This window comes from Cytobacillus sp. MT66 (genome assembly GCF_058792595.1).
Map to the genome: position 1 here is coordinate 314562 of NZ_JBXAFB010000003.1, position 14989 is coordinate 329550.

Genomic DNA, 14989 nt, shown 5'->3' on the forward strand with positions numbered 1-14989 from the left:
CTTGTCACCTCGTCTCCTCTTTTCTCTCCTTTGCACGAAGTTGTCCACATGCTGCATCAATATCATGGCCTTGTTCTCTGCGGATCGTTACATTGACTCCACGCTCTTTCAAGGCTTTTTCAAACTTGAAGATTTGTTCTCTCGGTGTCCTTACATAGTCCCTTTCCGGAACATAGTTGACAGGAATTAAATTAATATGACATTTCAGGCCTTTAACTAGATCTGCTAATTCTTCTGCGTGCTCGACCTGATCATTCACACCGCCGAATAACCCATATTCAAAGCTGACTCTTCTTCCTGTTTTATCTACGTAATAGCGGACCGCTTCCATTAAGTCAGGCAATTTATATGCGCGGTTAATCGGCATGAGCCGGCTTCTGAGCTCTGAATTTGGAGCGTGGAGAGAAACAGCGAAATTGATCTGCATATTCTCATCAGCAAACTTATAGATTTTCGGGATAATTCCGCTCGTTGACACTGTAATATGCCTAGCCCCAATATTTAGCCCCTTGTCATGATTAACGATTTTTAGAAACGACAGCATTTGATCATAATTATCAAATGGCTCGCCAATTCCCATAATGACGATGGAGCTGACACGCTCATCTGTTTCGTCTAATGCCTGCTGTACTTTGACTACCTGAGCAACGATTTCCCCTGCTTCCAGATGTCTTTTTAAACCGCCTAAAGTGGAAGCACAAAAAGTACAGCCGATTCGGCAGCCAACCTGTGTCGTTACACAGACTGAATTGCCATATTCATGCCTCATAAGCACTGTTTCAATGGAATACCCATCATGGAGCTCAAATAAAAATTTAATCGTTCCGTCCGATGATTGCTGCTGGATCAGTGTATTCAAGGTAGTTAATGTAAAATTCTCTGCTAATATTTCTCTTAATCCTTTAGATAGGTTTGACATATCTTCAAAGGAAGTCACCCTTTTTTGATAAAGCCAATCAAAAATTTGCTCTGCGCGAAATGCCTTTTCATTATTTTCCTTAAGCCAATCCTTTAACTCATTTAGCTGTAAAGAATAAATGGACGGTTTTTGATCTGTGACGGTTTGGTTTTTTCTTGCTGTCTGTTCCATTCATTACACCTTCTTTCTTAAACAGGCTATATAAAAGCCATCAGAACCAATATCCTGCGGAAATAGCTGGAGGCTAAACCCATTCATTAATGGGCGAATGGCCTCTGGCATCCGATCTCTAACAGAAAGATCGCCTTGGAAATTAGTATTTTCATTCAAAAATGCTGTTGTAATTTTTTCATTTTCTTCTTTATCGACTGTACAAGTACTATAAACTAGAATGCCGTCCTTTTTCAATAAAGGGGCAACGGCCTCAAGCAATTTTTTTTGAATCGCAGAAAGCTGACTGATGTCTTCTTCATTTTTTGTATATTTCATATCAGGTTTTCTTCGCATGACACCCAAACCTGAACAAGGTGCGTCAAGCAAAATTCGATCGAAGGATTCCTTTTCAAAATGCTCCTGCACGTTTCTGCTGTCCAAGGTTTTCGTCTCAATATTTGCCAGATTCAGCCTTTGGGCATTTTCATTAATCAGCTTGACCTTATGCTCATGAAGGTCCAATGAAACCACTTTTCCAGTATTATTGAGCTTTTCTGCAATATGTGTCGTTTTCCCGCCAGGAGCTGCACAGGCATCAAGAATTCTTTCGTCCTCAGTAACACCAAGTGCGTACGCAGCAAGCATGGAGCTTTCATCCTGAATGGTCAACAGGCCATTTTTAAATGCCTTCGAATTTGCTAAATTCCCCTGGAGGCATTTAATAGCTTCCGGAATAACCGGGCTTGGTTCAGCTTGAAACCCTTCTTCAGCCAGCAAATTCAAACATTCTTGCCTAGTTGTTTTTGTCAGATTAACTCTGGCTGTCTGCATTGGCGCAATAAGGTTTAATTCGCACATTTCCGCAGTTTTTTCCAAGCCAAACTGCTCAGTCCACCTTTTTACAAGCCAAACAGGATGGCTTGATCTTATTGCTAATCTTTCAATAGGATCGGTAATTTCCTCCATTGAGGGCAGACCTTGTCTCTGGATATTTCTGAGCACTCCGTTAACCATACCGGATATTCCTTTATGGCCGCGCTTTTTTGCTATTTCAACCGCTTCAAAAATCGCTGCCCGGTCTGGGATCTTATCTAAATAGACCATCTGATAAAGCGTTAGCCGCAGAAGCTGTTTCACCCATGGTTCAATTTTTTTATTTGCCTTTAAAAATGGCTGCAAATAGAAATCCAGACTCATTTTTCTTTGCAGTGTTCCATAAGTTAATTCTGTTAACAAGCCGATATCCTTTGCATTAATACTATTATTCCGGATCGCATTATTAAGCAAAAGATTGCTGTAGGATTGGTTTTTCTCAATCGTTTCTAATAGCTGCAATGCGGTCTCGCGTACGTTTTTCTTTTTGCCTTTGTTCATGGCGTCTCTCCAAAATGATCTCCAGCAGCAAGCTTAGACCCAGCCCCCCGCAAATATTCCTCTGCTGCCATTCTTTTTTTGCCCGAAGGCTGCAGCTCGAGGATTTTAATAGCCGTTTCATTGCCCGTTGCGATCACAAGCTCATGGTCCTTTGTACTGATCACTGTCCCTGGAGATTCATTTTTTGTTTGGTTCACTTTTTCCGCTTTCCATACCTTCACAACAGCCCCATCTAAGGTTGTATAGGCAACCGGCCATGGATTTAGCCCGCGGATCTGGTTAAAGATAGCTTCACCAGGCATGGTCCAATCAATTTTTTCCTGCTCTCTTTTGATATTAGGCGCATAGGTTGCTTTTTCTTCATCCTGCACGATTGGCGTCAGCTCATTGTTTAATAGCTTTGGCAATGTTTCCGATAATAGCTTTGCACCAGCATCACTCAGCTTATCATGCAGCGTGCCGACCGTATCATCTTCTGTGATTTGCACCTCTACTTGTGTCAATATATCTCCCGCATCCAACTTTTCTGCCATATACATGATGGTAATCCCTGTCTTGTCTTTTCCTTGAAGAATTGAATAATGGATGGGAGCCCCGCCCCTGAGCTCTGGAAGAAGAGAGGCATGAACATTGATGCAGCCATACTCAGGTGCGTCAAGCAGCTGTTTTGGAAGAATTTGTCCAAAAGCTGCTGTAACAATCAAATCCGGATTAAGGGCAAGTATTTTTTCAAGCTCCTGCGGCTCACGGATCTTTTCCGGCTGATACACTGGAATGCCCTGTTTTTCGGCTTCCACCTTTACCGGCGGCGGGGTTAATACCCTTTTTCTTCCTACCGGCCGGTCTGGCTGTGTCACAACACCAATCACCTCATAGCCGTCTTTAATGATTTGCTGCAAAACAGGGACTGAAAAATCTGGTGTCCCCATAAAAACGATTCTGGTCATTCCTCTTCCAACCCTTCCAACTCTTCATCTGTTAAATATCTTGTTACTTTTGACGTAAACAGCACTCCATGCAGATGATCAATCTCATGTAAAATAGCGCGGGCTAAAAACCCTTTTGCTTCGAAAAAGTAAAACTTTCCTTTCCGGTCCTGTGCTTTAATTTTTACATAATCTGGCCTATTTACCTCGCCATAAAGGTCGGGAAAGCTCAGACACCCCTCAGGGCCAAGCTGTTCTCCCTTTGTTTCGAGGATTTCGGGATTCACCATTTCAATTGTTCCATTTTCATCGTCAATATCCACAATCGCAGCCTGCATATCGAGGCCGATCTGTGGGGCTGCAAGTCCGACGCCATCAAATTCTATCATGGTGTCGTACATATCATTTAAAATTTTGGTGAGTTTTTTATCGAATACTGTAACTGGCTTGCATTCTGTTTCTAATATTTCTGCGGGATAGGTGATAATTTTTCTGACTGACAATCTAGTTCCTCCCATAAATGTTCTTTATTTAAAGGCTCTGAATACTAGGCCGTTGATTTCCCCCCAGGAGTCTACGTGCCTTCCGCTACAATCATCTGAGATATAAATAAAACTGTAGAATTAATAGGCTTTTTGCGCTTTTTTATATTCTCAACCAATCGTGCTTGGTTTTATAACTATTATTCATAGATTCTTTTATTGGCATTTTCAACGTAGCCGTTGATTTCCACTCCAGACGCTTCGCGCACCTTAGGGCGGTTCGGGAGCCTCCTCGTCGCTCCGCTCCTGCGGGGTCTCCCCTGAACACGCTCTCCCGCAGGAGTCTACGCGCCTTCCGTTCCAATCAACTAAGTAAATGAATCTGCATTAACGTCTAACAAAGCCTTACATTAAAATAAACGGATTGACATCGATAGAAATTTGCAGGCCTTTGGATGCTATTTCCTGCTGATATTGGTCCATGACAAATTTCAGGGTTTTGTTAAGTCCTGGTTCCCGTTTGTATTTTATCAGACATTGATATCTATATCTATTATTGATTCTGGGTATTGGCGATGCGACTGGGCCTAAGCATATGGCCTCGCTTGATAGCCTGGATCTGATAAAAGCAGTAATCTTCTCTGTCACTGAAACAGTTTTCATGACATTCTCATGGCTGACAGTGACAAGGGTGATGTAATAAAAAGGAGGGTACCTGTGAAGTTTTCGTACCATCATTTCTCTCTCATAAAATTTGTCATAATCCTGCTGGCCGGCCAATTCCACACTATAGTGCTCAGGGCTGTACGTCTGAATGATGACCTCGCCGGCGAGCTCATGCCTGCCCGCCCGGCCGCTGACCTGTGTTAATAATTGGAACGTCTTTTCAGAAGATCGGAAATCCGGCAGGTTTAACATCGTATCTGCCGATAAAACGCCGACCAAAGTAATATTCGGAAAATCCAGACCCTTGGCAATCATTTGCGTGCCGAGAAGAATATCAGCATGGCCATCCTGAAATTGATCCAATAGCCTTTCATGCGACCCTTTTCTGCTAGTTGTATCTACATCCATTCGGATTACCTTTGCTTCCGGAATTACTTTAGCGAGTTCTTCTTCTACCTTTTGTGTACCCGTGCCAAAATAGCGGATATGGCCGCTTCCACATTCAGGACAGGTATTGGGCACTTGCGTTTCGTATCCGCAATAATGGCATTTCATATGCTGATCAAACCGGTGATACGTTAGAGAAATATCACAATTAGGACAGTTCACGACATAACCGCAATCCCTGCACATGACAAAAGAAGAATGGCCGCGTTTATTCAAAAATAGAACGATTTGTTCCTTCTTCTCCAGCCGGTCTTTGATTTTTTCAAGTAGGGCCTGTGAGAACATGGAACGGTTTCCATTGCGAAGTTCTTCTCTCATATCAACAATCTCAACTGACGGCAGTGCCTGGTTATTCATTCTGTTGGGCAATGACAGCAGCTTGTATACCCCTTTTTGTGCGCGGGCGAATGATTCTAGTGACGGTGTGGCGCTGCCAAGAATCACCGGACATTGATGGTAACGGGCTCTTTCAATTGCCACATCCCGTGCATGATAGCGGGGATTATCCTCTTGTTTGTAGCTTGTCTCGTGTTCCTCGTCAATGATAATGATCCCAAGATTCTCAAAAGGGGCAAAGATGGCTGATCGTGCGCCTACAACCACCTTCACTTCCTTTCTTAGGATCTTTCTCCATTCATCGTATTTCTCCCCTGCTGAAAGACCGCTATGCATGACAGCGACCTGTTCGCCAAATCGGCCCTTAAATCTCTTCACCATTTGCGGAGTCAGGGAGATCTCTGGAACTAGCACGATGGCTTCCTTGCCTTCTTGGAGCACACGCTGGATGGACTGCAAATACACTTCTGTTTTTCCGCTTCCCGTTACCCCATACAGCAAAAAATCTTCATGACGCTTTTCCTCAATCGCCGCCAGAATAGGTGCGATTGCTTTTTCTTGATCAGCCGATAATGGAAGCGGCTCTGTTTTTTTAAAGGATCTATTTTCATATGGATCCCGATAGACCTCAATATCCTTTTGCTTAATAATTCCCTTCTTTACTAACCCGCTGATCACAGACGCTGTTACCCCAAGGGCAGATTGGAGCTCCCTCTGTTCAATGGCGCCTGCTTTATCTTGAAGAAAATAATCAATTACCATCAGCTGCCTTACCGCGTTGGCCGGTGTGTCTGCTTTTGCAGCCAGCAACTCTTCCTTGCTTAATTCACAGTAAATATGTTTGACCTTTTTCTTTTTGACCCGCTCTTTTACCTCATAAACAATCTCTATGCCCGCATGGCCCGCTTCCTTTTGCAGAGCGGAAAAACAGCTTAATGACAGAGCTTCATCCCAATCGATAGAATCTCTGTTAGCAAACACCTTTTGAATATCCTCCGGCAGCTGCTCCAGTGGCTTTAACCGTTTTAGCTTTTTCCCGTATTTTGCTTTCAGAGCTGCAGGAAGCATGACCTGGCAGGCTGATATTTTATAGCAAAGCGTATGTTCTGCCAGCCAATCTGATAGCTTGAGCAATTCTTCATTTAAAGCTGGGGATAGATCCATCGGTTCAGCCAGTTCTTTTAGCTGGCTAAACTCTGATTCGTCTTTCACATCCATGACGAATGCCTGCACCTTCCGCGGACCAAATGGTACCACGACGCGCATCCCAGGCTTAATAATCTCCTGCAGCCGGTCGGGAATTAAATAATCGAACGGTCTGTCAGTTTGTTTTGCAGGTACATCAACAATACAGCTGGCAATTCTCATTTGTGACCGACCTTCATTAATGTCCCTGCATGTTCAAGAATTTTTTTGGCCACTTCCCTTTTTGACATGAGAGGCAGCTCCTCAAGCGTCCCGTCATGTTTTACAAACGTAACAATATTGGTTTCTGAACCAAAGCCAGCACCTTGCTGCTTCACGTTATTGGCAACAATCATGTCAGCATTTTTCTTTTCAAGCTTGCCCTTTGCATATTCAACGACACGATCGGTTTCTGCTGCAAAGCCAATTAATATTTGATTTTTCTTTCGCTTGCCCAGTTCAAATAAAATATCCTTTGTTCTCTCTAATTCCAGTACTTCGTCGCCGGGCTTTTTCTTCATTTTATGATCATGAGCATGCTTTGGCCGGTAATCCGCCACGGCTGCTGTCTTAATCACAACATCAGCCGTATCATATTCCTTCAAAACAGCCTGGTACATCTCTTCAGCACTTTCCACTCGAATGACTCGGACCCCTTTTGGCGGATCAATGGACACAGGTCCGGAAACTAACACGGTTTCAGCACCAGTCTTTGCCGCTTCTTCAGCGATGGCATAGCCCATTTTTCCTGTGGAATGATTTGTAATATAACGGACAGGGTCAATTTTTTCCCTGGTCGGCCCAGCTGTAATGACAATTTTCTTCTCTGAAAAATCTAGCTGGCTTGATTGAAAATACTTTATGATGTTTTCCGTTATTTTTTCAGGTTCTTCCAGTCTTCCTTTACCTACATACCCGCACGCTAGATAGCCTTCGCCAGGCTTTATAAACCTGTATCCGAAACGATAAAGGGTTTCAATATTCTTCTGTACAGCCGGATGCTCATACATATGAACATTCATAGCAGGTGCAACCCAAACAGGAGACGCAGCCGCTAAAAGTGTGGTCGTGATCATATTATCGGCAATTCCGTTTGCGAGCTTCCCGATGACATTAGCAGTTGCAGGCGCAACCAGAATTAAGTCAGCCCAATCTGCTAGATTTATATGGGCGATGACTTTTGAGTCTTTCTCATCAAATGTATCTGTATAGACATCATTTCGCGATAACGCTTGAAAGGTTAGTGGTGTGACAAATTGACAGGCAGATTCGCTTAAGATCACTCTGACGTCCGCTCCTGCCTGGGTCAGCTTGCTTGTCAAAGCAGCAGCTTTATAAACAGCAATTCCTCCAGTCACACATAATAAAATCTTTTTTCCGTGCAGCATAGTTTGCCCTCCAGTCAAAACGACATATTACTCTTATTATGCTAGAAGTTGCTTAATCTGTGTAGTATAAATGGCTTCAAACAAAAATAACAACCATAGGCGGTTGTTATTTTCAATCAATTATTCGTATGCTTCGTCCTTTTGCTTAGGTGCAATGCGGTAATGAAGAAGATCAGCATTGATTTCCTCTAACGCCTTGCCGACATTTTTATGGGAAACATATTTATCAAGCATTGGCTTTGCGTTTTCTTGCATCTTTCTTGCGCGTTTGGCAGCTACTGAAACAAGCGAGTATTTAGAGTCAATTTTTGTCATTAATACATCAATAGATGGATAAAGCATATTTATTCTACCTCCAGCATTTTAATATACCGCGGCTGAACACGCTCTCTTCGGCAATGTTCCGCTACTACTATTGCTTTAATACGATCACAGGCCAACTGAATATGATCATTTTCTACCACATAATCATATAAATGCATCATTTCTATTTCTTCTTTTGCTACAGTCATCCGGTTGTTTATAATTTCTTCGGATTCCGTCCCTCTTGTTACAATTCTGTTTTTTAATTCTGACAAGCTTGGAGGAACAAGAAAAATAAATAACCCGTCCGGAAACTTTTCTCTAACTTGACGTGCACCCTGAACCTCAATTTCAAGGAACACATCCTTTCCCTTTTCAAGCGTTTCTCTTACATAATCAACAGGGGTTCCGTAATAGTTCCCTACGAACTCAGCATATTCGAGAAGCTTTCCTTGTTCAATTAATTCTTCAAATTCCTCGCGGGATTTAAAGAAATAATCAACTCCATCGACTTCTCCTTCCCGGGGAGCCCTTGTTGTCATGGAAATGGAATATTCAAATTTAGTATCAGGCTGGGAGAAAATTTCCTTCCTGACTGTCCCCTTGCCAACGCCGGAGGGACCGGATAAAACAATTAATAAGCCTTTTTCAGTCATTATATCCATCCTACCCTTCATCAATTATTTCGTCACGGTCATCTAAACGATGGGCAACTGTTTCCGGCTGAACAGCAGAAAGAATAACATGGTCACTATCCATGACAATGACTGCTCTTGTACGTCTGCCATATGTGGCATCAATTAATGAACCGCGGTCCCGGGCGTCCTGAATGATTCTTTTTATCGGTGCAGATTCCGGGCTGACTATTGAGATGATTCTGTTGGCAGAGACAATATTGCCAAAGCCGATATTTATTAATTTGATTGACATCTGCGTCCTCCAAACATCAGTAGTATATTTTGGACCCGAGAGCTTCTATTTAAACAAGCTATTCAATGTTCTGAACTTGTTCTTTCATCTTCTCCAATAAACTTTTCATATCCACCACAGCTGCGGCAATCAATGAATCATTTGCTTTAGAGCCGATGGTATTAACTTCCCGATTCATTTCCTGAAGCAAAAAGTCTAGCTTTCTTCCAATTGGCCCATATGTATGTAAAAATTTCCTGAATTGACTAATGTGGCTGTCAAGCCGAATAAGTTCTTCATTAATATCAGCTTTGTCAGCAAATATCGCTGCCTCTGTTAAAATTCTAGTCTCATCGGCTTTCCCATTAAGCCATTCTGTCATACGCTGGGCCAGCCGCTCATGATAGAACTGCGCTACCTTTGGGGCATATTCCTTTAAAGAGGATACTCGCTCATTTAAGTGACTTAGCTGATTAAGCAAATCTTTCTCCAGCACAAGTCCTTCATTTTCGCGCATTTCCTGCAGCTGATTACACGCCTCTTCAACAGCAGCAAGAACGATTTTTTCAATTTCTTCATTTCCCGCTTCCTTTTCGACGATGGAAATGATTTCATCATTAATTAAATCCTTAACAGATAAGCCGCTTTCTAATCCATAGCGTTCCTTCATTTGTATTAGAGACTGATAGTACTGATCCAGTAATGTCCAATCAACCTGAACCTTTCGCTCAATGGTTCCTTCGCCATCAAGCAAAATAAATACCTCGGCCCGGCCTCGGCGGATATAATCCCCCATTTTCTTCTTAATTTTTTCTTCCAAATGAAGAAGCTGCCTTGGCATCCTAATCTGAAACTCAGAAAAGCGATGATTCACGGTCTTGACTTCAACGGTTACTGAAAAGGATTTCTCAGTTGTTTGGCTTCTTCCATAGCCCGTCATGCTAACAGCCATAATATACACATCCTAATCCTGATGGAAGCTTTTTGCACGAATGATTTTATAGGTATTCTATCATAAAAATACGAATTCGTATAACCAGATACAGAAAAAAGGCAATAGGGTCCCCTGCCGCTTATTCCGGGAGGGCCCCTACTACCTTCTGGATTATATCATACTTTATTTTCTTTTTCTTGCCAAAAATGATCCGGCAAGCAAAAATGTTGGTACTGACGCCAAACCTATTACCATCGGCCAATCATGCCCATCAACCGGGACAGTATGGAATATTGGCTGAAGCGGCGGATAATAGATAACCACAAACAGCAGCAGCAGTGATGAAATAACTGCCCAAACCAGATACATGTTGCCAAAAGGATTTCTTGCAAATATGGATCTTTCACTTCGGCAATCAAACACATGAATAAGCTGGGCAAGGACTAAAGTTGCAAAAGCAATTGTCTGTGCGTATTCAAGCTGATCGGGGTGGCTTCTGTATGCAATGATGAAAGCGATCAGCGTCACGGCACCAATTAAAAATCCCCTTGACACCACTTTCCATCCTAAACCGCGGGCAAATACCCCTTCCCGAGGATTTCTTGGGTTTCGTTTCATCACATCGCCCTCAGGCTGATCCAAGCCAAGTGCCATAGCTGGAAGCCCGTCCGTTACAAGGTTCACCCAAAGAATCTGAATCGGAACGAGAGGGAGCGGATATCCTAGCAGCATAGCAAATAACATGACAAGAATTTCACCGACATTGGATGCGAGCAGGTATCGGATGAACTTTCTTATATTCTCGTAGATGTTTCTGCCCTCTTTAATAGCCGCTTTAATGGTTGCAAAGTTATCGTCAAGGAGCACAAGTGCCGACGCTTCTTTGGCAACATCTGTTCCTGTAATGCCCATGGCAACGCCAATATCAGCGGCTTTAATCGCTGGAGCATCATTGACTCCATCCCCGGTCATTGCAACAATATGTCCTTTATTTTGAAAGGCCTTAACAATTTTTAATTTGTGCTCCGGTGATACACGGGCAAATACCGATACATCCTCAACAACATCCTCAAGCTCATCGACTGACATTTTCGAAAGTGCTTGGCCATCTAATACTTTCGATTTATTTGATAAAATGCCAAGCTGAGTGGCGATGGCTTTGGCTGTTATGACATGGTCTCCAGTAATCATAACTGTTTTAATGCCGGCATCCTTACACTCCTTAACAGCCTGTTTTACCTCTGGACGCGGAGGATCAATCATTCCTTGAAGCCCAATAAAAACAAGATCCTTTTCTGCTTCTCTTTCATGCATAATAATGGTTCTTTCTGAAATTTCCTTATATCCAATCGCAATCGTTCTTAATGCCTGAGAAGCTAAACCTTCGATCGCATGCTGAATTTTCCCAGCACCTTCACCTGACATAATTTGTCTTCTTCCATCCCAAAGAATGCTGGAACAATTGCCTAATAAAACATCAGGAGCCCCTTTTGTAACAATAAATTGTTTACCCTGATGATCTTTTACAACAACACTCATCATCTTTCTTGCAGAGTCAAATGGGAATTCCTTAACAATCTGATACTGGTTTAATAGCTGGCTTCGGTTAAACCCTGCTTTCATGGAAGCCACTAATAATGCGCCCTCTGTCGGGTCCCCATCTATGACATATTCATCATCTTTTTGCTTTACTTCCGCATGGTTACAGAGCATGCCAAACATTAATAATTGCTGAAGGGCCTTTTCGTTTGCCGGTACAATTTGCTGATCCCCTTTATAAAAACTTCCCATCGGCTCATAGCCAGTGCCATCAACACGCCACTGGGAACCACCGCTCCATAAGTGGGTCACGGTCATTTTATTTTGCGTCATCGTTCCTGTCTTGTCGGAACAAATAACAGAAGCACATCCAAGCGTCTCGACAGCTGGGAGCTTTCTTACGATGGCCTTCTGCTTAATCATCCGCTGCACGCCAAGAGACAGAGCAACCGTCACAATGGCAGGCAAGCCCTCAGGAATTGCCGCAACGGCTAAAGAAACACCGGCTAAAAACATTGTATATATATCATGGCCTCGAGCAACACCCGCGATTACGACCAAAACAGTTAATAATAGCGCAACGGTGATCAGGATTTTTCCTAACTGTTCAAGTCTTCGCTGCAGCGGAGTTGTCATGGATTCTGCTTTTTGCAGCAGGTCTGCAATTTGTCCCATTGCAGTCTTCATGCCTATGGCAACCACAATTCCAATACCGCTGCCGCGGGTTACTAGCGTACCCATAAATGCCATATTTTCCATATCGCCAATGCCCACGTCTTCTCCCCGAATTTCACCAGTGGATTTTGACACAGGGAGCGATTCGCCAGTTAATGCTGACTCCTCAATTTCCAAACTATTAGACTCTATTATTCTTATATCTGCACCAATTCGGTCCCCGCTGGAAAATCTAATAATATCTCCAACAACAACCTCCTTTGAGGCAATTTTCACCCATTCGCCATTTCTTAATACACTGACTTGGGGTGCTGATAGCTCCTTTAAAGCTGCAAGGGACTTTTCTGCCTTCCGTTCCTGAAAGAAGCCAAGCAGTCCATTGATGATGACAATGGCAATGATGGCAATGGCATCCATGTATTCTCCAAGCAATCCGGAAATAAGGGTTGCCCCTAGCAGAACTAGAACCATAAAATCTTTAAACTGGCTGAAAAATAAGAGTAATGCCGATTGTTTTTCTCCTTCATCCAGTTCATTAAAGCCAAATTGCTTTCTACGCTGTTTTACTTCATCCTCTGTTAATCCTGTCTCAATATTTGTATTGAGCACACTTTCGACTCTTGCTTCATTCATTTCATGGAATTTCATCCAGACATCACGCTTCCTCCTTTGGCTAGTTAACGCGCTTGCTCGTACACATTTTGAGTTGCGCAGCAGCATACTAGGCATTACATCTAAAAACAGCTTATTCAGCCTCGTCCAAAAAAATGCTATTATTATTAAGAAAGCTTTGTTTAAGCTTAAGGTTGATTAATGACTAAGTTGATCTTCGCTGCAGGCGCGAAGACTCCTGGGGGATCAGCGTTGAAGCGAGACCCCACAGGAACGGATCGTTCCGAGGAGGCTCGCAAAACGCCCCCCGGAAAGCGCAGCGCCTAAGAGCGGAAATCAACTTCTACTCTTAACCTAGCGCTGACATACTGAAAAACCTATTTGCCTACATAAATATAATGTAAAGGGAGTGTCGCCATGTCATTCGATGGATTATTTACTAGAGCGATGACCGAAGAGCTTTCGAAAAAATTAAAGGGCGGCCGAATTAATAAAATTCATCAGCCATATAAAAATGAAATCATCATGATTATCAGGGCAAATGGTAAAAATCATAAGCTCCTGCTATCTGCACATCCAAGCTATTCAAGGGTGCAGCTGACAAATGAAAGCCATGATAATCCTTCTGAGCCTCCAATGTTTTGCATGCTTCTTAGAAAACACCTGGAAGGATTCCTTCTTGAGGATATTCATCAGATTGAAATGGACCGAATCATTATTTTTGAAATAAAGGGCAGGAATGAAATCGGGGATATCTCTAATAAGCAATTGATTGTAGAAATTATGGGAAGGCACAGCAATATCACCTTGGTGGATAAAACGAAAAATATGATTCTTGACAGCATTAAACATATTTCGTTTGCAGTCAATAGCCATCGTGCCATATTGCCTGGCCATGAATATATTCTGCCGCCTGCGCAGAACAAATTTAATCCGTTTGAAGCTGACGAAACAGAGATATTAAAGCGGATCGATTTTAATAGCGGCAAGCTTGATAAACAAATTGTTGCCGCCTTTTCTGGAATTTCCCCGCTGTTTGCCAGGGAAATTCTTCATCACGCCGGGCTTGCCAATCGTACAACACTGCCAAAAGCGTTTTTACAGATGATTGATGCCCTAAGAGATCACAGAATTCAGCCAGCCATCACTGGCAGCGGCACAAAGGAAAACTATTATCTCCTGCCATTGGAACATTTAAACGGGGACTATAGACATTTCGATACATTAAGCGAAATGCTTGACCGCTTCTATTTTGGAAAGGCCCAAAGGGATCGTGTTCACCAGCAGGCTAATGATTTAGAACATTTTATTATTAATGAAAAAGAGAAAAATGAGAAGAAAATCGATAAGCTGCTAGCCACCTTAAAGGAAGCGGAAAATGCGGATATTCATAAGCTTTTTGGCGAGCTGATCACAGCAAATATGTATACTATCCAAAAAGGAATGAAGGAAGTTGAAGTCATCAATTATTACTCTGAGGACGGCTCATTAGTCAAGATTCCTTTGGACGTGCAAAAAACACCATCAGAAAATGCACAGAAGTATTTCTCAAGATACCAAAAGGCAAAAAATGCCGTAAACATCGTAAAGGAACAGATTGAAAAAGCAAAGGACGAACTAACCTATTTTGACTCATTGCTTCAGCAGGTTGAGACAGCTTCACCAAAGGACATTGAAGAAATACGCGAGGAACTCGTTGAGGGCAGATATCTTAAGGAAAAACAGAAACGGCATAAGAAAAAGAATCTGAACTCAAAGCCTGTCCTTGATCGTTATACAGCAACGGATGGGACAGAAATATTAGTTGGAAAAAATAATAAACAAAATGATTATTTAACCAACAAACTGGCGGCAAGAGATGAAATTTGGCTCCATACCAAGGATATTCCCGGCTCGCATGTAGTAATCCGAAGCAAAGAGCCATCAGAGAAAACGATTTTGGAAGCCGCATCACTTGCTGCGTATTTTAGCAAAGCCAGAGCATCAAGTGCAGTGCCTGTTGATTTTACCCGGGTCCGTCATGTAAAAAAACCTAGCGGAGCAAAGCCAGGCTTTGTCATTTATGACAATCAGCAAACAGTATATGTAACCCCAGATGAAGAAATGGTTCTCTCCTTGAGGCAAGAATAAAGACAGGCGAT

The 14989-nt window shown here is 42.6% G+C and carries 12 protein-coding genes; 1 reads left to right on the forward strand and 11 read right to left on the reverse strand.

Translation table 11 applies throughout. The annotated features are described in order from the left end of the window. Positions 1-4: 4 nt before the first annotated feature. The 11 genes from rlmN to AC1Q59_RS07545 all read right to left on the reverse strand — a co-directional run bounded on the left by rlmN (position 5) and on the right by AC1Q59_RS07545 (position 12884). Positions 5-1090, reverse strand: a complete 1086-nt coding sequence (gene rlmN, locus AC1Q59_RS07495) for a dual-specificity RNA methyltransferase RlmN (RefSeq protein ID WP_492365169.1) — start codon at positions 1088-1090, stop codon at positions 5-7. Between the two features lie 3 nt (positions 1091-1093). Continuing rightward, on the reverse strand, positions 1094-2446 hold the full coding sequence (gene rsmB, locus AC1Q59_RS07500; RefSeq protein WP_492365170.1) for a 16S rRNA (cytosine(967)-C(5))-methyltransferase RsmB: 1353 nt from the start codon (positions 2444-2446) through the stop codon (positions 1094-1096). Then, the gene (fmt, locus tag AC1Q59_RS07505; protein WP_492365171.1) at positions 2443-3393 is read right to left on the reverse strand and encodes a methionyl-tRNA formyltransferase; all 951 of its coding nucleotides are present in this window, start codon (positions 3391-3393) and stop codon (positions 2443-2445) included. The genes rsmB and fmt overlap by 4 nt, the downstream gene beginning before the upstream one ends. Further along, positions 3390-3875 (reverse strand): peptide deformylase, encoded by a 486-nt coding sequence (def, locus tag AC1Q59_RS07510; protein ID WP_492365172.1) that lies wholly within the window; start codon positions 3873-3875, stop codon positions 3390-3392. Before def ends, fmt begins: the two co-directional genes overlap by 4 nt. Before the next feature lie 384 nt (positions 3876-4259). Further along, positions 4260-6671 (reverse strand): primosomal protein N', encoded by a 2412-nt coding sequence (gene priA / locus AC1Q59_RS07515; protein ID WP_492365173.1) that lies wholly within the window; start codon positions 6669-6671, stop codon positions 4260-4262. Further along, positions 6668-7876: a bifunctional phosphopantothenoylcysteine decarboxylase/phosphopantothenate--cysteine ligase CoaBC gene (gene coaBC / locus AC1Q59_RS07520; protein WP_492365174.1), complete on the reverse strand. Its 1209-nt coding sequence runs from the start codon at positions 7874-7876 to the stop codon at positions 6668-6670. Before coaBC ends, priA begins: the two co-directional genes overlap by 4 nt. A 120-nt stretch (positions 7877-7996) precedes the next feature. Beyond that, a complete protein-coding gene (gene rpoZ / locus AC1Q59_RS07525) occupies positions 7997-8218 on the reverse strand; it encodes a DNA-directed RNA polymerase subunit omega (protein WP_492365175.1) in 222 nt (73 codons plus the stop codon). A gap of 2 nt (positions 8219-8220) precedes the next feature. Then, the gene (gene gmk / locus AC1Q59_RS07530) at positions 8221-8835 is read right to left on the reverse strand and encodes a guanylate kinase (RefSeq protein WP_492365176.1); all 615 of its coding nucleotides are present in this window, start codon (positions 8833-8835) and stop codon (positions 8221-8223) included. Between the two features lie 10 nt (positions 8836-8845). Beyond that, the gene (remA, locus tag AC1Q59_RS07535; protein WP_492365177.1) at positions 8846-9109 is read right to left on the reverse strand and encodes an extracellular matrix/biofilm regulator RemA; all 264 of its coding nucleotides are present in this window, start codon (positions 9107-9109) and stop codon (positions 8846-8848) included. A gap of 58 nt (positions 9110-9167) precedes the next feature. Continuing rightward, entirely contained in the window at positions 9168-10040 is an 873-nt protein-coding gene (locus AC1Q59_RS07540; RefSeq protein WP_492365178.1) for a YicC/YloC family endoribonuclease, read from the reverse strand. A gap of 165 nt (positions 10041-10205) precedes the next feature. Beyond that, on the reverse strand, positions 10206-12884 hold the full coding sequence (locus AC1Q59_RS07545) for a calcium-translocating P-type ATPase, SERCA-type (protein WP_492365179.1): 2679 nt from the start codon (positions 12882-12884) through the stop codon (positions 10206-10208). Between the two features lie 381 nt (positions 12885-13265). Here AC1Q59_RS07545 and AC1Q59_RS07550 point away from each other — a divergent pair, with 381 nt between their 5' ends. Continuing rightward, positions 13266-14978, forward strand: coding sequence for an Rqc2 family fibronectin-binding protein (locus AC1Q59_RS07550; protein ID WP_492365180.1), 1713 nt, complete (start codon positions 13266-13268; stop codon positions 14976-14978). Positions 14979-14989 lie beyond the last annotated feature (11 nt).